Here is a 20,200-nt window from a genome sequence, read left to right as displayed (position 1 = left end):
TTCCAATCACGCAGGGAAGGGTATATAACTAACTAAAAAGTGTTGAGCAGGGGGAGCAGCAATCATGGAATTGAAACGCAGACGGCCATTACAAGGTTTCACTACATTCATCAAAACTGCCGGCGCTTATATGGCTGCCGGGCTTTTGCCGCGTGTGGGGAAGAAACCGATCATCCTAATCGGCGGCAGTCTCGGAGAGAAGTACGAAGACAACGCAGCTGCCTTCCATGAGTACTTGACCGCGAACTTCCGCGATCGGTACGAAATTTACTGGATGTACGACCCGGACACTGACTACGTCCAGGAGAAAGGCATCGAGAACGCTGTGCCGCTCGGCAGTTTCCGTAACTACCTGCTCTTCTTTCGTGCTGCCTACACTGTGCACGGCCACTCGCTCATGTATGATATCGTCCCGGGGATCGACAAATACATATTCTGGAACAAAAAGACGACCATGGTGCACATCAGCCACGGCATCGAATGCTTCAAGAAGATCCTCATCATGCCGGAAGATGTGCCGCTGCTGGAGCGGTGCGATATCTTCAACTGTGCCTCGCGTTACGAACGGCATATCAAGCGCGACGAATGGGGGATGCCTGAGCACAAACTGCCTGTCACCGGCATGGCGCGATTCGACCGGCTGCCTTACAATACACCGGCGAAACGCGTCCGCAACATCCTGCTCATGATGACGTGGCGGGAGACGCTGATGGATCTGTCCGAAAAGGAGTTCATGGCGAGCGATTACTTCCGCGCGACGGAGGGCCTGCTGAAGAACGAACAGTTCCAGCGCCTGCTGTCCAATCATAATGCACACTTAAAGGTTGTCCTCCATCCGTTCATGAAACGGTTCGAACACTATTTCAAGCAGCTAGGCATCGACAGCGATCGGATGGAGTTCCGGACGTTCGATGACATGTCGATCCGTGAGGAAATCAGCCAGTCCGATATGCTCATCACCGATTATTCGAGCATCTTCTGGGATTTCGTCTACATGAACCGCCCCGTCATCTTCTTCACGTTCGATCAGGAGGATTTCCTGAAGATGCGCGGCTCGTACCTCGACCTCGATAACGACCTGCTCGGGTACAAAGCGGACACCTCTGCAGGAGTTGCAGACGCCCTTTCAACGATCCTCGATGACCACAAGCCCGGAAATCCTCGGTTCAGTGAGCTGTCCGAGTACGTCGACTTCACGGACGGCAAGAACTGTGAACGCCTTGCGTATTACATGTTCACGCACGGAAGACGGTGAAAGCTCCTACAGAGGATGAACCACCATTGTCGGAAAACGATTTGTTTGGTATAGTAGAGGAAATAGTGATCGATGAAGTGGTCAAGTAGACCGGAATCGTGATACAGAAAGCAGGGTGCGTGCTGAAAGCCCTGCCACCTCTTCCGGCTTGAAACCTACCGCTGAGATGCCGTGCAAACACGGCCGGTTCGTCCCGTTACGAAACGACAGAGGGACGGGTCTGCGAGAATATCGCGGATCCGGCCGAACGAAGGTGGTACCGCGTCCTGCACACAATGACGTCCTTGAACCGAGGACAGCATTGTGTGTTTTTTTATGCGTCACTTCATCCGACACCCGACAATTAGGAGGAATCGCCATGACAACAGAACAGCAGAACGATTTTTCGAAGTGGTACATCGACACGATCCAGAAGGCGGACCTGATGGACTACACACCCGTGCGCGGCTGTATCGCCTTCAAACCGGACGGCTTCGAAATCTGGGAGCACATCCAGGAGGAGATGAACCGCCGCTTCAAGGAGACGGGCCACCGTAATGCCTATTTCCCGATGCTCATCCCGGAATCGTTCTTCCAAAAGGAAAAGGACCATATCGAAGGATTCTCGCCGGAACTGCCGTGGGTGACGGAAGCGGCGGGGGAGAAGCTCGAAGAACGGCTGGCGCTGCGCCCGACATCCGAAACGATGATAGGTCACCTCTATTCCGACTGGATCAAGAGCTACCGCGACCTGCCTGTTCTGATCAACCAGTGGGCCAATGTCTTCCGTTGGGAGAAAAAGACGCTGCCGTTCATCCGTACGTCAGAATTCCTCTGGCAGGAAGGCCACACAGCGCACGTCGATGAAAAAGAAGCGCGCGAGGAAACGATGCAGATGCTGAACATCTACAAGGAAGTCGTCGAGGAACTGCTCGCAATTCCGGTCTATGACGGCCAGAAAACACCGTCCGAACGGTTTGCCGGAGCGGTCGACACGTATTCGATCGAAGCGATGATGAAAGACGGCAAAGCAGTGCAGGCGGGGACATCTCACTACCTCGGCACGAAATTTGCGGAAGCGTTCGACATCAAGTACCTGACGAAAGAGAACCGCCACGAATTCGTCCATACGACATCTTGGGGCACGTCGACGCGCCTGATCGGCTCGGTCATCATGGTCCACGGTGACGAACAGGGGCTCGTCCTGCCGCCGCGTGTAGCGCCGACGCAAGTCGTCCTCATCCCGGTCGGTCCGTGGAAGAAGAACCCGGCAATCATGGAAAAACTCGACGCACTGTTCGCCGAGCTGAAAGCGAAAGGCATCCGTGTACGTCTCGACGATTCCGACCAGTCTCCGGGCTTCAAGTTCAACGAGTGGGAACTGAAAGGCGTGCCGCTCCGTGTCGAACTCGGACCGCGCGACTTGGAAAACGAGCAGGCGATGGTGAAGCTGCGTGACGAAGACGGCAAGAATGCACAGCCGCTGGAAGGTCTTGCAGAGCAGATCGAGCAGGAACTCAAAACAATGCAGACGCGTCTGCTGGAAAAGGCGAGAGTCTTCCGGGATGAAAACTCCCATACAGGCATCGATACACTCGATGAGCTGAAGCAGCACATCGAAACGTCGGCCGAAGCCAACGAAATTCCAGGCTGGGTCCTGGCCGGCTGGTGCGGCGATGATGCGTGTGAAGAACACGTGAAGGAAGAAACGAAGTTCACGACGCGCAACATCCCGTTCAATCCGCCGATGGAAAAACAGACGTGCATCAACTGCGGCAAGGAAGCGAAGCACACCGTCTGGTTTGCACGCGCCTACTGAGCCATTCCGACCGCCACATCCGACTTTCGGGTGATGGCGGTTTTTCATGTGCTGAATCGGAAGTCCTGAGTAAAAAACATTAAAAATTCATTAAAACAGTCATGAAAGTCCCGGACTGGCCGATAGTCATCATAGGAGGGATACTGTCATGAAAACGAAGATGAACATCCGGACAAAGCTGATCGTGATTTCTGCAATCCTATTAGTGATTCCAAGCCTTGTCATCGGATTGAGCGGTTATATGCTGGCGAAAGACAGCTTGAACGACATCGGATCGACCGGCCTGAAGAATGACGTCATGCTGGCGGTCGATCTGCTGGAAACCTTGCAGGACCAAGTGGACAAAGGCAACATGACGCTCGATGAAGCCCAGGACGCGGCGAAGGAACAGCTGATCGGCCCGCTCCAGCAAGATGGGACGCGGAAGATCGAGTCGGAAGTCGACATGGGGGAACACGGCTATTTCTTCGTCCTAGAGGATAACGGTTACGCAATCGCCCACCCCGTGAAGGAAGGGGAGGACTTGAGCGGTTCCAAAACGGACAGCGGCATGATGACAACGCTCGAAACCATTAAAACCGCGCAAAGCGGCGGCGGTTTCCTGACGTTCGACTTCGCCGTGCCGGGTACGGACAAGACGGCCCCGAAGATCGTCTATGCAAAAGCATTCCCTGCGTGGGGCTGGAATGTCGTGGCGGGGTCCTACCTCATGGACTTCAACAGTGCGTCCAACTCACTGCTCACCGTACTGGGCATCGTCCTGGCCGCAGCCCTGCTGCTAGGCGGCCTGCTGATCTTCTGGTTCTCGGGCCACCTGTCGAAACCGCTCAGCCGCATAACGGATCACGTGGCGGCCATCGCGGACGGAGATCTTACGGGGAGACTCGGCGAAGTCCGGAACCGGGATGAAATCGGGGAACTTGCCGATTCCGCCCACCGCATGTCGGACAGCCTGAAAGAGATGATCGAACAAGTCTCGAATGCGTCGATGCAAGTGGCGGCGACGTCAGAAGAGCTGTCGGCTTCAAGTGAAGAGACGAGCCGCTCTGTGGAGCATGTGTCGGAATCGATCCAGGAACTGGCCGGCGGCATCGACGGGCAGCTGGAACAGGCCGAAACGGCAAACGAGGCGGCGGCACACCTATCCGCCGATATGCAGCACATGGAAAGTGAAATGGGGAAAGCCGGCAAGACGGTCGGAGCAACAGTGGACCTGGCTTCGGAAGGGACGCAATCCGTCACACGGGCGGTCAACCATATGCAGACCATCCGGACAGAAACGGACTCGGCGTTCGGCTATGTCAATGAGCTCGGCAGCAAGTCCGCCGAAATCGGCAAGATTGCAGGCATGATCACAAATGTCGCGGAGCAGACCAATCTGCTGGCACTCAACGCGGCCATCGAGGCGGCGCGCGCCGGCGAGAACGGCAGAGGATTCGCTGTCGTGGCGGATGAAGTCCGCAAACTTGCTGAACAGTCGTCCAATGCGGCGTCACAAGTCGGCGTGCTCATCAGTGCGATCCAGCAGGACATCGGCTATTCCGTTTCGGCGATCGGCCGAGGGAATGAAGCTGTCAAACTCGGATCCGATCTCGTGGAAGAAACGGGCGTCCTGTTCACCCGCATTACGGAATCGATTGAAAGCATTTCGCGCCAGATCGACGAAGTCGCTGCCGGCACAGCGGGCAACCGCAAAGAAGCCGAGCACATGGCCGCTGTCGTCGGGCAGACTGCGGAGACCGCGATGCGTTCAGCTAATCACGCAGAAACGATTGCTGCTTCGGCAGAGGAGCAGACTGCGTCCATGGAAGAGATCGCAGCTGCGTCCGAAACGCTTGCCCGCATGGCGGAAGACCTGCAGGAATCTGTCCGGAAGTTCACGCTGTAACATAACAAAGCTGTACGGTCCGTCGATGATGACGGGCCGTACAGCTTTTTCATTATCCGATATTCGATTGGCGCGCTCCGTAGAAATGGTTCCATGCATCCCGGATTCCGCCGGCGCAGTGACGATCCGCACGGAACAGATTCGGCCGATCGGGGATCGCTTTCAGTTCATCGTGCGCATTCCCGACAATCACTGCCGGCCAGTCCCGATCCAGCATATCGATATCATTGCCGGAATCGCCAGCGACAAGCAGGCTGACGTCAGGCGAAGCGTAATTCGTGACCACATAGTCAAGCGCGTTCCCTTTGCCGGCGCCTGCAGGCAGGACATCGATGTCCCGGCCGGAGCTGTAGATGAATTCGTGGCGGATGCCGAGATGCTGAAGGGCCGCCCGGAACTGCCTGACAGCAGCCTCATCATCTTCCGCCGTAAACGATACGCGGCGGTCGTCGGGCAGCTCCTGGAGCTTCAGTGCAGGAAACGAAGCGGCGCATGTTTTGATGCGGTCCGGCTGCCAGTCCGCTTCCATCCGGTTGCGCCAGCGGGTATCTTCCTGCCAGTCCGGCATCCGCCAGACGGCTGTTCCGACATCCGAAATGACGAAGTCGGGGACCGGCAGATGTTCCGCCTTCATCAATTCCTGCACAGAAACGGCATGTCTGCCTGTCACGTAGACGAGCGCAGTGTGGCCGGCCTCCGGCTCAAGCAGGACAAGCAGTTCCTCGAGTTCTGCCTTCTCCCCGACCAATGTATGATCGAGATCAGTTGCTAACAAATGTGTCTTGTGCAGCATAGGCGACTCCTTCGTACAGTTTATCGACCTTTTTGGCGATACGCGACCAGTTGAAATTCTGCTTCGCGAATTGTGCAGCTGTACGGCCGAGCTGCCGTGCCACATCCGGCCGTTTTGCGAGGAAGCCCATGGATGAGGCGAGTTCCTTTACGTTTCCAGGAGCCGTCTGCAGCCCTGTTTTCTTATCAAGGACAATATCGCCGAGTCCGCCGACTTTGGAGGCGATGACCGGACTGCCGCAAGCCTGCGCTTCCACAGCGACCATGCCGAACGATTCGTAGTAGGAGGGGACGATGACCGCCAGACTGTCCTGGAAATGGACCGCCAGTTTATCCTGCGGCAGACAGCCGAGGAAGTCGACACGATCTTCGATGCCGCGGACAGCTTCCTGCAGCCGCGGAGAGAGGGCCTGTCTGTTCACGGCATCGACTTGCGTCTCGTCGCCTCCGATGATCCGCAGCCGAACGGGTGTATCGAGAAGATCTGAATATGTCAGCAGTTTGAATGCACGGAGCAGGGTGAAGATCCCTTTCGTCTCTTCCAGACGCCCCGCAAACGTGAATGTAAGCGGGCGGCGCATAGAATGGCTGCCCGGGGAGAATACTGAATCCACACCGATCGGAATGACAGCAATCGGTGACGACCGTCTCACTGAAGACTGGATCAGCGCCTTTTCCGTCAGCGATGTGGCGATCACAGCATCCGCCGATGACAGGATGAGTTGCTCCGCCTTCAGCCGTCGCGGCTCACGGAGGCCGGTCGCCTGTTCTTTCGCGACTGCCAGTGAGTGGGACGTATGGATCCAAGGTGTTGAATAAGTTTTTTTGAGCTTTTCACCGAGAAGCCCGGAAAGCCAGTAATGTGTGTGTAATACGTCATAGCGGGAGAAATCCTGAAGTTGGAGCATTTCGTTGAGAAACGACGGGAGGAGATGGATCATATCTGATTTTTCGACAAAGCCTCTATTGCCAGCCGCCACCCGGATCACGCGGCAGCGATTGCCGAACGTTTCATACTGTGGTGTTTCCGCGCTGTTCCAATGTGTGAACACGTCCACCGAGTGACCGCGTGCATCTAATGCCAGGGCCAGCTGTTTTACGTAGTTGTTCTGTCCTCCGGCCTGGCTAGTCCCAAGTGGTGCAAGGGGATCGCCGTGGTCGGAAATCATGCAAATTGCCTTTGGCATATACACTCCTCCATTTTAGTTGTAATCGTAAATTAACTGAAGTTCTATATATATTGAAAGTTTACTTGATGAAAAAGTAAGCGTAATAGGTTTATACCCTATGTTAAGCGTTTGTAAACATAATAGTAAGAACAAGTAAACATCGCTTTCCTAATGAGAAAATAAAATGACGGCAGCGGGGATCGGCGAGGCTTATCAGGGGTGGGCGGTAAGATGAAAGCGTCCGAACCGTCACTTGAGCAAATCAGTTCATGGGAAACAGGAAAAAGTGCTATCCTGAAAAAGCAATGAAAGAATAGACAGGATAAAGGAGTTTTTTTAAATGGCGATTCGGGTAAAAGCGATCATCGGGAGTACAAGTTCCACTTCCTACAATAGACGGTTAGTGAATTTCATGAAGAAACGGTACGCAGATAAGCTGGACATCACACCGGTATCGATCAACGGGGTGGACATGTTTTCTGTCGATACCGAAAACAACCCGCCTGCAGCAGTGAAGGCGTTCAAGGATGACGTCAAAGATTCGGATGCTGTGCTGTTCGCAGTGCCGGAATACAACTTCTCCATTCCAGGTGCGATGAAGAACGCATTGGATTGGCTTTCCCGCGGCGGTGAAGCGACATTGCGCGACAAGCCGGCATTCATCGTCGGGTCATCCATGGGTGTCTTCGGAAGCGTCCGCGCGCAGATCCACTTGCGTGAAATCCTATCAAACCCGGGGCTTTCCCCGCTGATCCTGCCGAACAACGAAGTGTACATCGGCTCGATCCACAACAAGATCGATGACAACGACGAACTGACAGACGAACCGACAATCGCATTCTTGGATTCCGTCGTCGACAACTTCGTCGACTTCTACGAGCGGATGACAGAAATGCACAGTAAAAAAGGATAAATAAAAACGCCGGGCTGATGACAATACATCGGCCCGGCGTTTTTATTTACGGCAATATCGCAAACGAACGGACAGGGAACCCGGACGCTTTCTCCGGCTTCGGCACAATGTTGAAGATGACTGCACCGCGCACCGGCAGTTTATCGAGATTCGTCAGCAGTTCGATCTGGTACGTATCCTGTTCGAGGACATAATACTCGCCGTGCAGGGCGCCGTTCTTGCGGAAGTCCGCTGCGGAGTCGGTATCGAACGTCTCGTGGCCGACCGCTTTGACGCCGCGTTCTTCGAACAGGAACTTCAGCGCATCGAGCCCCCATCCCGGTATCCGGTTGTTCCCTTCGGCGTCTTTGTTGCAGAACGCGTCGGCATCCGGCCATCGCTTGCTCCAGTCCGTCCGGAGCGCGACGAACGCGCCGGGCTCGATCTTGCCGTTCGCCTCTTCGAATGCCAGAAGATCTTCTTTGGAACAGGTGAAGTCATGGTCTGCGGCAGCCTGTTCGGACTTATCCACGACGATCAGCGGCAGGACGAGCTCCTTCAGTTCAAGTTCATCCAAGAAACGTGTGTCCCGGACGAAGTGGATCGGCGCGTCGATATGGGTGCCGTATTGCCCGGCGAACGAGAACTGCTGGGCGAAGAAGCCGTCATCATGTGTGAACAATGTCTTGAACTCCGCGTCGTCGAACATGAAGAAGTGAGGTGAATCCGGACCGAATGTATGCGTCAGGTCGACCCATTCCTTCGTTTTTAAAGTATCCAATGCAGCCAGTACGTCAGTTTGTGTTTGTGTTGTCATCTCGAATCCCGCCTTTTTGTAGTATTGCCGGCAACCCGGCTGTAGATAAATAAAAAGAAGGCCCCCAATACAGATGAGGGCCTTCCTGAACACACGCGCGTCAGTTCTCATCTTTGGAATGCAGGTTCGCATCCCCTGGAATTAGCACCTCGGCCATAACGGCTGGTTGCTGAGATATCATCGGGCCAGTCCCTCCATCTCTCTGGATAAGAAAATATATGGAATTGTTTGAAAAATATTATTCTGATAATACCATAGCCTTTCCTGGAATGCAAGAGGAAACATGGCGTTCTTTTTGTCCGGGATTTGGTATACTTGGACATAGTGTGAAAACCGCAGGAAAGGGAGGCGTCTTCAATGGCTTGGGGATTTGTTGTGCTTGCGGCGGCTGTCGAGGTGGTGTGGGTTGTCGGACTTCGGCATGCCGATACGCCGCTCGAATGGGCAGGAACCATAGCCGCTATCATATTCAGTTTTTACTTCATCATCAAAGCATGCGAAACGATCCCGTCCGGTACTGTGTACGCTGTATTCACCGGGAGCGGGGCAGCGGCGATCGTGCTTGTCGATTACCTGATCTTCGGCACGCACTTGAAACCGGCCGGTCTGCTGTTCGTCGGTCTGATCCTCATCGGAGTGGTCGGCATCAAACTGACGACAGGACCGCAAGCTCCAGGACAGGAGGAAGGCTGAGATGGCATGGCTCTATTTGGTGGTTGCGAGTTTTGGTGAAATCTTCGGCGTCCTGTGTATCAATTGGTTCCTGCTTAAGAAGACGCCGGGCCGGCTGCTGCTGCTCGTCCTGTCGTTCGGCGGTGGATTTTACTTCCTGTCGCTTGCGATGCAGTCAATCCCCATGGGGACGGCATACGCGATCTGGACAGGTCTCGGGGCGGCAGGCGCCGTCCTGATCGGCATCTTGTTCTTCAACGAACCCGCGGGCTGGAAGCGGCTGCTGTTCCTCGCCTGCATCATCGGCGGGGCAGCCGGACTGAAGCTGTTCAGCTGACAGATGCCGGCAGTTACAAACATGGTAAAACGGGTACATAGATGGAAAAGGCAGTGCAAAGAACAAATTGGAAGAGGCGAATTGGCGTGAGCTCAACTTACTCAGATGACAGCTTAGCATTACATACCGACCTATATCAGATCAATATGATGGAGACTTATTGGGCTGAAGGAATCCATGAAAAGAAGGCGATCTTCGAACTGTATTTCAGGAAACTGCCTTTCGGCAACGGCTACGCCGTATTCGCGGGACTCGAGCGGGTTCTCGATTACTTGCGCGATCTGCGTTTCACGGACAGCGATATCGAGTACTTGAGGAACGAACTCCATTACAAGGATGATTTCCTCGATTATTTGAAAGGCGTCCGGTTCACAGGAGACCTTTATTCCATGAAAGAAGGGGAGACCGTCTTCGGCAACGAACCGATCATGCGTGTCGAGACGACGCTCGCGGAAGCGCAGCTGATCGAGACCGCCCTGCTCAATATCGTCAACTATCAGACGCTGATCGCGACGAAAGCGAGCCGCATCAAACAAGTCGTGAAGGATGCGCAGATCATGGAGTTCGGCAGCCGGAGGGCGCAGGAGATGGATGCGGCGATCTGGGGCGCGCGCGCAGCGGTCATCGGCGGCGTCGAAGCGACGAGCAACGTCCGGGCCGCGAAGCTGTTCGGCCTGCAGGCGAGCGGCACGCATGCGCATTCACTCGTCCAGGCTTATAAAAGCGAGTACAAAGCATTCCATGCGTACGCGAAACGCCACCGCGACTGTGTCTTCCTCGTCGATACGTACAATACGCTGAAGATCGGCGTGCCGACGGCCATAAAAGTCGCGAAAGAACTCGGTGACTCTATCAATTTCATCGGTATCCGGCTGGACAGCGGGGACATCGCCTTCCTGTCGAAGGAAGCCCGCCGCATGCTCGACGAAGCGGGGTTCAAGGATGCGAAGATCGTCGTGTCGAATGACCTGGATGAATACACGATCCTGAACTTGAAAGCGCAAGGCGCGCAGGTGGACGTCTGGGGGATCGGGACGAAACTGATCACGGCGTATGACCAGCCGGCCCTCGGCGCTGTATATAAACTCGTTGCGATCGAAGGGGAAGCTGGGGAATTGGTCGATACGATCAAGATCTCGTCGAACGCCGAGAAAGTGACGACGCCCGGCCGCAAAAAGCTGTACCGGATCATCGACCGGGAAAACGGCAAGGCGGAAGGGGACTACATCACGCTGTATGACGAGGAGCCGAGTGCCGAGAAACGCATTAAGATGTTCCACCCGGTCCATACGTTCATCTCGAAATTCGTCACGAACTTCGAGGCGCGGAATCTTCATGAGAAAGTGATCGACCAGGGGGAGACAGTCTACAGCCTGCCGACGGTCGCAGAGATCCAGCGGTACGCCAAAGAAAGCCTTGACCTGCTGTGGGACGAGTATAAGCGGTCGCTGAATCCGGAAGAATATCCGGTCGACCTGAGTCAGAAATGCTGGGATAACAAAATGCGCAATATCCAGGAAGTGCAGGAGATGGTGAGCGACTTCATCGAAGAAAAGGAGTGACGGAAGATGAATGACCTGCAAAAACAGATTATCGAAGAACTGCATGTAAAGCCGAAAATCGACGCGTACGGGGAAGTCCGTGTCTCAGTCGATTTCCTGAAGGACTATTTGGAGAAGAATACGTTCCTGGAAGGGTATGTGCTCGGCATATCGGGCGGTCAGGATTCGACCCTTGCCGGAAAGCTCGCGCAGATGGCGGTCAATGAGCTGAACGAAGAGAAGCAGACGGATCGGTACAAGTTCATCGCAGTCCGGCTGCCGTACGGGACACAGTTCGATGAAATCGACTGCCAGGAGGCGCTGCGCTTCATCGGACCGACCATCACGTATACCGTCAACATCCAGGAGGCGGTCGATGCGAGCCGCCGTGCACTTGACGCGGCGGGCATCCAGCTGACGGACTTCGAAAAAGGGAACGAAAAGGCGAGGGAGCGCATGAAAGTGCAGTACTCGATCGCCGCTTCCCATCATTGTGCGGTCATCGGGACGGATCACGCTGCGGAAGCGATCACGGGCTTCTACACGAAGTTCGGCGACGGAGCTGCTGACGTGACACCGCTCAGCCGGCTCGACAAACGGCAGGGCAAGGAGATGCTCCGCGTATTGGACTGTCCGGAATCACTTTACAACAAGGTGCCGACAGCGGACCTGGAGGAAGACAAGCCTGCTCTGCCGGACGAAGTCGCACTTGGTGTCAGCTACACGCAGATCGACGATTACTTGGAAGGCATCCCGGTTTCCGAGGAAGCCCGGAAAGTGATCGAAGGCCATTATCTGCGCTCGCAGCATAAGCGCCATATGCCGATCACGGTGTTCGATGACTTTTGGAAATGAGAATCGTGAACCTCTCTGCTTGACGGAGAGGTTCTTTTTTAATTCATTCTATTTTCTGAATTAGTTTGTCGCCTGCCAATTCTTCCGGTATGATGGAAGGAACTGAATGTTTCATCAGGAAAATCAGCAGGGGGGAAATGAAATGCCTCATAAAGAGAGAATCGATGCCGTGCTGTCGGCGATCGAACAGACGATTGTCGGGAAACGGGAAATCAGTGAATTGAGTCTGGCGGCGCTGCTTGCGGGCGGTCACGTACTGCTCGAAGACGTGCCGGGTGTCGGGAAGACCGTCATGGTGAAATCGCTTGCGGCGGCGATCGGCGCTGCGTTCAAACGGATCCAGTTCACGCCGGATCTGCTGCCGTCGGACGTACTGGGAGTTTCCATCTACAATCCGCAGACGATGGAATTCGAATTCAGGCCGGGGCCGATCGTCGGTAATATCGTCCTTGCCGACGAGATCAACCGGACGTCCCCGAAGACGCAGGCGGCACTCCTGGAAGGGATGGAAGAAGCCTCTGTGACGGTGGATGGCACAACGCTCCCGCTGCCGGAACCGTTTTTCGTCATGGCGACACAGAACCCGATCGAATACGAAGGGACGTACCCGCTGCCGGAAGCGCAGATGGACCGGTTCCTGTTCAAGCTCAAGATGGGCTATCCGTCGCGTGCGGATGAAGTGGAAGTGCTGTCCCGTGCCGCTATGCAGCTGGAATCGCAGGCGCAAACCGCCGTCATCGGACTGGACGAGCTGCTCGGACTGCAGGCGGCTGCCTCCGAAGTCCTCGTCGATATGACTGTGAAGACGTACATCGTCGACTGTGCAGCTGCCACGCGAAACCATACCGCTGTCTATTTAGGCGTCAGTCCGCGCGGTTCGCTGGGCCTCATGAAAGCATGCCAGGCATACGCCCTCATGCGCGGCCGCCATTACGTTACACCGGATGACGTCCAGTATTTGCTGCCGTTCGTCTTCGGCCACCGGATCATCCTGCATCCGGACGCCCAGTACAGCGGCAGCACGACGGACAGCGTCATCGAGGATGTGCTGGCGCAAGTCAGGGTGCCTGTCGTCAAGGCGAAGTCCGTATGATGCGCAGCAGAACAGTGCTGGCAGTGCGGACACTTTTCGTCCTGCTGCTTGTCCTCGGCGCGTATGCATTCGCCATGTTCCAGGGCGGGATGGCGAGCTGGACGATCTTCTACTTCCTGCTGCCGTTCGCGCTCTATTCGTTATGCATTCTGCTGTATCCGCTGAAATCGCTCTCCGTCACACGCAGTATGTCCCGATCGCTCATCGGCATCGGGGAAGCGGCGGAAGTGACGCTTACTGTGAAGCGGCCGGGCTGGTTCCCCCTGCTCTACCTGCTCATCCTGGAAACGGACGGGGAGCAGGCTGGCGGCGTGTCGAAAGGGCGTGCTGCCAGACTTGCCGTTCCCGGTTTCAAAAGGGAATTCGACCTGCACTACGAACTGACAGGCGTGCAGCGCGGCGAACATTCCTTCCCGCCCGTCCGCATCGAGACCGCGGACTTTTTCGGGTGGATGAAAAAAACAGCAGCTGTCGAAGCGGCCGGCATCTCCTCTTTCCTCGTCTTACCGGAAACGACGGCAGTCGACTACGTGCCGATCGGGTCGAACCACGAAAAAGGGGCCGCCGACTCCCCGTTTTCGCTCATCAAGGAAACGACTGTGGCGACGAGTGTCCGGGATTACCAGTCAGGGGACCGGGTTTCCTGGATCCACTGGAAGTCATTTGCACGCACACAGAACCTGATGACGAAGGAATTCGAGAACAAACGGGGGGAGCATGCCGCCCTGCTGCTCGACGCGCGGGATTCCGCGACATTCGAAGAACAGATCCGATTCGCTGCGTCCATCCTGAAAGAAGCGTCGGCGCGACGGGCGGATCTGACGTTCGCCGTGACGGATGCGGCGCACCCCGTCATAAGGACCGTGTCCTCTGGAGCGGAACTGCACCATGCACTGACGCAGCTCGCCCGGCTCCACCCGATTGGAGGAGAGGCCACGAAGCCGCCTGATTATTCGACGGCACTGCAGGGGGGCGGGGCGGTTATCCTTATTTCCGGCAATCCCGATGCTGCCGTGCTGCGTCCGATCCTGAAAGCGGCGAAGATGCAGCCGGTCTACTGCTTTGTGATCCGTGGCACTTCCGGGGAACTGCCTGAAGCGGTCGCCGACCAGGTGCGCGCAGCAAGAAGGCTTGGTGTGCACGTCCAGCTCCTCGGCACGGACGAGTTCGAACATTCTTTCCGGGAGGTGGCACAGCCGTGAAAGACACTCCGATTGATAAGCGGCTCCTGGTCTTCCTCTACATCTTGGCATTTTTCCTGACAGTGGAATGGCTGCGGCCGATCGCAGACCTTACGGGAACCGGCCATATCAGCCATTTCTACGGATTCGTCGCGCTGTCCATGATCATCGGACTTGTGCGGCTGCCGGGGTGGATCGGTGTGCCGGTGAAACTCCTGTTCATCGTCTTTTCGATCCAGGCGGTCTTCTACAGCAAGGCGTTCATGGCGGCGGCCAGTCTGCGCAGCATGGGTGCTGATTTCACGGGAAGCCTGTCACTGATCTGGTCAGGCGACTGGATGGAACTGTCCAACCTGTTCCGCACCGTGCTGTTCTTCATCCTCCTCTGGATGATTTCGTATTTGCTGCGCTTCTGGATGGAATACCGGAAATCGATTTTCCTTTTTTTCGGGATGACCGTGATCTTCCTTGCAGTCATCGATACATTCACTGATTACGACGCTTCCTATGCAGTGCTGCGTGTCATGGTGATCGGCCTGTTCCTGCTGGGCGTGCTGTTCCCGCTCCGGCTGACCGGCAAGCTGAAGACGAAGCTGCCCGCGGGCGAGCTCCTGAAACTCATTCTGCCGCTCAGCCTCGTCCTTCTCACCGTCGGAATGCTCGCGGTCCTGATGCCTGTAAAAGAACCGGCTTGGCCCGATCCGATCCCGCTCATCCGATCAGCGGCAGGGTTCGGAGAGTCGGGGGACGGAACGGGAGATGGTGTCTCGAAAGTGGGATATGATGCGGATGATACGCAGCTCGGCGGGCCGTTCCGGCAGGATGACACGCTCGTCTTCGAAGTTTACGCGGAATCCCGTCAATACTGGAAGATGGAAACGAAGAACACGTATACATCGAAAGGGTGGGTGCAGCTTTCGAACGATGAGTTCCCGGAGTACAATGGCCAGTTCGCTATGATCATGGGCGGCCAGGTGACCGAACCGCCGCGGCAGCGCGCAGATATCGAACTTCATGAAACCCTTCCGCTTCTGCCGTATCCGTACGGGTTCGAGGAACTGCAGCTAAGTGAGATGAACCCATACAGGCAGGAGCCGGATTCCGGTCAGCTGACGGTGGAAATGGATATGCAGGCGCCGTTCACCTACCGGGCCGAATACATCGAACCGGTCTACAGCCTGAAAGCGCTGCGGGAGACGAAGATGGAAGATCTGCAGAAGTTCGGCGGAGAGCTGGACGAATACTTGGCACTGCCGGGAGACCTGCCGAAACGCATAGCGGATCTCGCCCTTGACCTGACAAAAGACCAGCCGAGTGTCTATCAGAAAGCACAGGCGATCGAACGGTACTTCGGCAGGAGCGGCTTCGTCTATTCAAGGGAAAACGTCGCAGTACCGAAAGAGGATGACGATTATGTCGATCAGTTCCTGTTCGAGACGAAGCGCGGCTATTGTGATAACTTCAGTTCCTCGATGGTCGTCATGCTGCGATCCGCGGGGATTCCGGCCCGTTGGGTGAAAGGGTTTGCGCCTGGCGAATTAAGGCGGGATGAAGAGCGGAAGAAATACTACACCATCACGAACAACCAGGCACACTCCTGGGTCGAAGCGTACATGCCGGGGCATGGCTGGATGCCGTTCGAACCGACAATCGGTTTCAACGGTGTCACGAACATCAATTTCGATATCGAGATGGCGGAGGATGACGTCAAGCAGCAGGAAGAGCTGAAACGCCCCGAACTCGAAAAGAAAAAGCAGGAGCAGCAGGCGGCAAAACGGAAGAAATCGAATTCCGGCGGGCTGCTGGAGCTGCTGCCGGATTGGCTGAAATCGGGCATCACATGGACAGTTCTGCTATTGGTCTCGACTGCAGCGGCGATCGTCCTCCTCTTGCTGACGCGGAAGAAGTGGCTGCCGCGCCTCTATGTAAGACGAGCGCAAGGCAATCCCGGCGGCTGGCCGGAGTTCGCCAGCCGTTACGGCCAGCTGCTCAGCCAACTGGAAAGGCTCGGTATCCGCAGACCTGAAGGCATGACGCTCAACGCCTACGCTGTAGAAGTCGATAAGCTGCGCGGCGATGAGATGATGAGCATACTCACACGCGTCTATGAGCAGGGTCTGTACGGACAAGCTGCTTCCAATGCGGATTGGGCGCAGTTGCGTGAGATGTGGGAAGATTTAATCATCCACACAAGCGGTTGATTTTTACGTTGGATGGCAGTAGAATGATGGCAGTAATAAAAACAAGAGAATGCTCTCATATAGGTCCGATAATAGGGTTCGGATGTTTCTACCAGGCTACCGTAAACAGCCTGTCTATGATTGCGATAGCAGCTGCGGGATTACTGCAGTCTGTTTTCGTGATTCCATAGATCCGGTCAGAAACTGAAGACGCGCGGAAAGGGAACCCTTTCCTTCGCGTCTTTCCCGTTTTTAAGGGTATACTTAGACAAAAATAAGAAGAGGTGGATTTCATGTCAGCAGCTCCATTATTGTCAGAACAGGAAAAAATCGTCGTTTTGGATTTAGGCAGCAAGCACAATCAGCTCATCACACGCGTAATCCGGGATTTAGGAGTATACAGCGAGCTGTACCCGCACACTGCAACGGCTGAAGAAATCCGTCACATGAACGCTGCAGGTATTGTCCTGTCTGGCGGCGATGTGAAGATGGACGCAGACATCGATTCTGAAATCTTTTCACTTGGTATCCCTGTACTTGGAATCGGATCGGGCCTTGAAGTGCTCGCAGAGCAGTTCGGCGGTACGACGGAGTCGATGGAAGCGCATGGTGATGCATCTTCCATCACGGCAGAAGGCGCATCCAAACTGCTGGCTGGTCTGCAAGGATCATTTGCGGCCCACATCGGCGGCACTGTCAAGGTCGCTGCACTCCCTGAAGGGTTCGAAGCAGCAGCGAAAGACGAGCATGGCCATGTCGTCGCTATCGAAAACGGCGAAAAAGGGCTGTACGGCGTCCAGTTCCACCCTGAAATGGACAGCACGGAAAACGGCGAAGCGATCTTGAAGACATTCCTGACGTCGATCTGCAAACCATCCGCCGAATGGAACATGGAGCGCTTCATCGAAGTGGAAGTCGAGAAGATCCGCGAACAGGTCGGAGAACGCAACGTATTGTGTGCGTTGAGCGGCGGAGTCGATTCTTCTGTCGTTGCGACATTGATCCACCAAGCGATCGGTGACCAGCTCACTTGTATCTTCGTCGATCACGGCCTTCTCCGCAAAGGGGAAGTGGAGAGCGTCGTCGATACATTCAGCAACCAGTTCCACATGAATTTCATTAAGATCGACGCACGCAAGCGGTTCCTGGACAAGCTTGCCGGCGTAACGGATCCTGAACAGAAACGGAAGATCATCGGTAACGAGTTCATCTATGTGTTCGACGAAGAAGCTGCGAAACTGAAAGGTATCGACTTCCTCGCACAAGGCACGATCTATGCCGATATCATCGAGAGCGGCACAGCGACAGCTGAAGTGATCAAATCACACCACAACGTCGGCGGCCTGCCGGAAGATCTCGACTTCGAGCTGATCGAACCGCTGAAGGCATTGTTCAAAGATGAAGTCCGTGCGGTCGGTAAAGCACTCGGACTGCCGGAAGATATCTACAACCGCCAGCCGTTCCCAGGACCAGGTCTCGGTGTCCGAGTCCTCGGCGAGGTGACGGAAGAGAAACTCGCGATCGTCCGCGATGCTGACTATATCCTCCGTGAAGAGATCAAGAACGCCGGGCTCGACCGCTCGATCTGGCAGTATTTCGCAATCCTGCCGGGCATTAAGAGTGTCGGTGTCCGCAACGGGAAACGTTCGTATGACCACGCAATCGGGCTCCGTGCAGTGCACTCGTCAGACGGCATGAGCGCCGACTGGGCACAGATTCCGTGGGAAGTACTCGAGAAGATCAGCTCCCGCATCACGGCAGAAGTCGACCACGTCAACCGCGTTGTCTATGACATCACTGCGAAGCCTCCGGGCACGATCGAATGGGAGTGAAATTGAATAGATGATTGTCGTATAACCTTGGGGATAAGGCCCAAAAGTCTCTACCAAAGCACCGTAAATGCTTTGACTACGATGAATGGAACGCTTCTTGCGCGTACGTACCAAGGGCCCCATTCTGAAGAGTTTAGGAGAGCATGCGGCAGAAAGTTGCCGCATGCTCTTTTTAAAACCAAAACAGATGAGGACGGTTGATGATGAAAAAGTATTTCGAGTTCGACAAACTGGGTACGAATTACCGCAGGGAAATCATCGGGGGACTGACGACATTCCTCGCGATGGCATACATATTGGCAGTCAATCCGCTCGTCCTGTCTCTCGACGGGGTGACGGACATACCTGATGCTATGCGCATGAACAAAGGTGCAGTATTCGTTGCGACTGCCCTGGCAGGAGCAGTCGGGTCGCTATTCATGGGACTGATCGCAAGATACCCGATCGGACTGGCGCCGGGCATGGGGCTGAACGCCTTCTTCGCCTTCTCCGTCGTGCTGACATACGGAATTCCCTGGCAGACAGCGCTGACCGGCGTACTGTTCTCCGGACTGATCTTCATCGTCCTTTCATTGACAGGGCTCCGTGAATTGATCATCAACGCCATACCGGCACAGCTGAAATTCGCTGTCGGCGCCGGGATCGGCCTGTTCATTACATTTTTAGGGCTTCAGAACGCAAATATCATCGTTGCAGATCCAAATACGCTTGTAACACTCGGCGATCTGTCGCAAGGCCCGGTGCTGCTGGCGATCTTCGGTCTGGTGATCACTGTCATCATGATGGTGAGAGGCATCAAAGGCGCGATATTCTACGGAATGATTCTGACAACGGTGACTGGGATGATCTTCAGCCTGATCGACGTTCCTCACAAGATTGTCTCCGGAGTGCCGAGTGTGGCGCCGACATTCGGTGCTGCGTTTGACGCGATCTTCCACAGCCCGGGAGAACTGTTCACGACGCAATTCCTCGTCATCGTCATCACGTTCCTGTTCGTCGATTTCTTCGACACGGCCGGAACACTTGTCGCAGTAGCGACACAGGCAGGGCTCATGAAAGATGGGAAACTGCCGCGTGCAGGCCGCGCATTGCTTGCGGATTCCATGGCGACCGTCACAGGAGCTGTTTTCGGGACTTCGACAACGACTTCCTACATTGAATCCACTGCGGGTGTTGCAGCCGGAGCCAAAACAGGGTTCGCGTCCGTTATCACAGGGTTGATGTTCTTGCTCGCACTGTTCTTCTCGCCGCTGCTGTTCGTCATCACGCCTGAAGTGACGGCGCCTGCGCTGATCATCGTCGGCGTCCTGATGGTCTCGAATCTCGGAAACATCGAATGGACAAAATTCGAAATGGCAGTTCCGGCGTTCTTCACGGTGATTGCGATGCCGTTGACGTACAGCATCGCAACCGGAATCGCGATCGGCTTCATTTTCTATCCGATCACGATGCTGCTGAGCGGCCGCCGGAAAGAAATCCATCCGATCATGTACGGCCTGATGGTCCTCTTCATCCTGTATTTCATCTTCATCAAATAGAGTGCACTCCTGAACTGCTGCCTGACTTCCTTCATTGGAATCCGGGCGGCGGTTTTTTTAATTATAGATTATGCGCGGCTGCAGGGTTTAATTGCCGCTGTTATGGGTACAGTAAGGGTTGAATAATTTATTTCGGGAAAAGTGTTGACTTCTTATTCACCGCTTGGTATAGTAGTAAAGCAGTCGGGAGCGAAAGCTTGTACAACACGCTCCGCAGACGATATGAACCTTGAAAACTGAACAGCAAAATGTCAACGAATTATCGTCTGTTCCGCCGACCCCGTCGGCGGAACAGACACAAAACAGATCAACAGATCTGATAGACATCTTAAATGATGCCAGCAAGAATTGAGCAATCGA

The 20,200-nt window shown here is 55.1% G+C and carries 16 protein-coding genes and 3 riboswitches; of the genes, 13 read left to right on the top strand and 3 right to left on the bottom strand.

Annotation, left to right across the window (positions count from 1 at the left end; translation table 11 throughout):
* Nucleotides 1-64: 64 nt before the first annotated feature.
* From NFU03_RS12785 to NFU03_RS12775, 3 genes are all read left to right on the top strand, one after another.
* Nucleotides 65-1,255, top strand: coding sequence for a CDP-glycerol glycerophosphotransferase family protein (locus NFU03_RS12785; protein ID WP_251639256.1), 1,191 nt, complete (start codon nucleotides 65-67; stop codon nucleotides 1,253-1,255).
* A 358-nt stretch (nucleotides 1,256-1,613) separates the two neighbouring features.
* Nucleotides 1,614-3,053: a proline--tRNA ligase gene (gene proS, locus NFU03_RS12780; RefSeq protein WP_251639254.1), complete on the top strand. Its 1,440-nt coding sequence runs from the start codon at nucleotides 1,614-1,616 to the stop codon at nucleotides 3,051-3,053.
* Between the two features lie 148 nt (nucleotides 3,054-3,201).
* Nucleotides 3,202-4,941 (top strand): methyl-accepting chemotaxis protein, encoded by a 1,740-nt coding sequence (locus tag NFU03_RS12775; protein ID WP_251639252.1) that lies wholly within the window; start codon nucleotides 3,202-3,204, stop codon nucleotides 4,939-4,941.
* A 52-nt stretch (nucleotides 4,942-4,993) separates the two neighbouring features.
* Here NFU03_RS12775 and NFU03_RS12770 read toward each other — a convergent pair whose 3' ends face one another.
* Together NFU03_RS12770 and NFU03_RS12765 are read right to left on the bottom strand one after the other, a co-directional pair.
* The gene (locus NFU03_RS12770) at nucleotides 4,994-5,734 is read right to left on the bottom strand and encodes an HAD-IIB family hydrolase (protein ID WP_251639250.1); all 741 of its coding nucleotides are present in this window, start codon (nucleotides 5,732-5,734) and stop codon (nucleotides 4,994-4,996) included.
* On the bottom strand, nucleotides 5,703-6,920 hold the full coding sequence (locus tag NFU03_RS12765; protein WP_251639248.1) for a glycosyltransferase: 1,218 nt from the start codon (nucleotides 6,918-6,920) through the stop codon (nucleotides 5,703-5,705). Before NFU03_RS12765 ends, NFU03_RS12770 begins: the two co-directional genes overlap by 32 nt.
* A gap of 322 nt (nucleotides 6,921-7,242) precedes the next feature.
* Here NFU03_RS12765 and NFU03_RS12760 point away from each other — a divergent pair, with 322 nt between their 5' ends.
* The gene (locus NFU03_RS12760; RefSeq protein WP_251639246.1) at nucleotides 7,243-7,815 is read left to right on the top strand and encodes an NADPH-dependent FMN reductase; all 573 of its coding nucleotides are present in this window, start codon (nucleotides 7,243-7,245) and stop codon (nucleotides 7,813-7,815) included.
* Nucleotides 7,816-7,861: 46 nt separating this feature from the next.
* On the opposite strand, the gene NFU03_RS12755 is transcribed toward NFU03_RS12760, so the two are convergent.
* Entirely contained in the window at nucleotides 7,862-8,611 is a 750-nt protein-coding gene (locus NFU03_RS12755; protein WP_251639244.1) for a cyclase family protein, read from the bottom strand.
* A gap of 104 nt (nucleotides 8,612-8,715) precedes the next feature.
* Nucleotides 8,716-8,824, bottom strand: a riboswitch (SAM riboswitch).
* A gap of 144 nt (nucleotides 8,825-8,968) precedes the next feature.
* Here NFU03_RS12755 and NFU03_RS12750 point away from each other — a divergent pair.
* The 9 genes from NFU03_RS12750 to NFU03_RS12710 all read left to right on the top strand — a co-directional run bounded on the left by NFU03_RS12750 (nucleotide 8,969) and on the right by NFU03_RS12710 (nucleotide 19,840).
* Complete coding sequence (locus tag NFU03_RS12750; RefSeq protein ID WP_251639242.1) at nucleotides 8,969-9,304, top strand: DMT family transporter; 336 nt, start codon at nucleotides 8,969-8,971, stop codon at nucleotides 9,302-9,304.
* A gap of 1 nt (nucleotide 9,305) precedes the next feature.
* Entirely contained in the window at nucleotides 9,306-9,620 is a 315-nt protein-coding gene (locus NFU03_RS12745) for a DMT family transporter (RefSeq protein WP_251639240.1), read from the top strand.
* Between the two features lie 86 nt (nucleotides 9,621-9,706).
* Complete coding sequence (locus NFU03_RS12740) at nucleotides 9,707-11,182, top strand: nicotinate phosphoribosyltransferase (protein WP_251639238.1); 1,476 nt, start codon at nucleotides 9,707-9,709, stop codon at nucleotides 11,180-11,182.
* Between the two features lie 6 nt (nucleotides 11,183-11,188).
* Nucleotides 11,189-12,016 carry an ammonia-dependent NAD(+) synthetase gene (nadE, locus tag NFU03_RS12735; protein WP_251639236.1) on the top strand — a complete coding sequence of 276 codons (828 nt, stop codon included), beginning with the start codon at nucleotides 11,189-11,191 and terminating at the stop codon, nucleotides 12,014-12,016.
* A gap of 142 nt (nucleotides 12,017-12,158) precedes the next feature.
* The gene (locus tag NFU03_RS12730) at nucleotides 12,159-13,109 is read left to right on the top strand and encodes an AAA family ATPase (RefSeq protein ID WP_251639235.1); all 951 of its coding nucleotides are present in this window, start codon (nucleotides 12,159-12,161) and stop codon (nucleotides 13,107-13,109) included.
* A complete protein-coding gene (locus NFU03_RS12725; RefSeq protein WP_251639233.1) occupies nucleotides 13,106-14,311 on the top strand; it encodes a DUF58 domain-containing protein in 1,206 nt (401 codons plus the stop codon). Before NFU03_RS12730 ends, NFU03_RS12725 begins: the two co-directional genes overlap by 4 nt.
* Nucleotides 14,308-16,491, top strand: coding sequence for a transglutaminase domain-containing protein (locus tag NFU03_RS12720; RefSeq protein WP_251639231.1), 2,184 nt, complete (start codon nucleotides 14,308-14,310; stop codon nucleotides 16,489-16,491). Before NFU03_RS12725 ends, NFU03_RS12720 begins: the two co-directional genes overlap by 4 nt.
* A 35-nt stretch (nucleotides 16,492-16,526) precedes the next feature.
* Nucleotides 16,527-16,628: riboswitch (purine riboswitch) on the top strand.
* A gap of 135 nt (nucleotides 16,629-16,763) precedes the next feature.
* Nucleotides 16,764-18,302, top strand: coding sequence for a glutamine-hydrolyzing GMP synthase (gene guaA / locus NFU03_RS12715; protein ID WP_251639229.1), 1,539 nt, complete (start codon nucleotides 16,764-16,766; stop codon nucleotides 18,300-18,302).
* Nucleotides 18,300-18,401, top strand: a riboswitch (purine riboswitch). Its footprint overlaps the gene before it by 3 nt.
* A gap of 104 nt (nucleotides 18,402-18,505) precedes the next feature.
* Nucleotides 18,506-19,840 carry an NCS2 family permease gene (locus NFU03_RS12710; RefSeq protein ID WP_251639546.1) on the top strand — a complete coding sequence of 445 codons (1,335 nt, stop codon included), beginning with the start codon at nucleotides 18,506-18,508 and terminating at the stop codon, nucleotides 19,838-19,840.
* Nucleotides 19,841-20,200: the final 360 nt, after the last annotated feature.

This window comes from Sporosarcina sp. NCCP-2716, assembly GCF_023707985.1.
In the GTDB taxonomy this organism is placed as follows: domain Bacteria; phylum Bacillota; class Bacilli; order Bacillales_A; family Planococcaceae; genus Sporosarcina.
The sequence above is the reverse complement of the archived record's forward strand: the minus strand, read 5'-3'. Positions and strand labels throughout refer to the sequence as shown.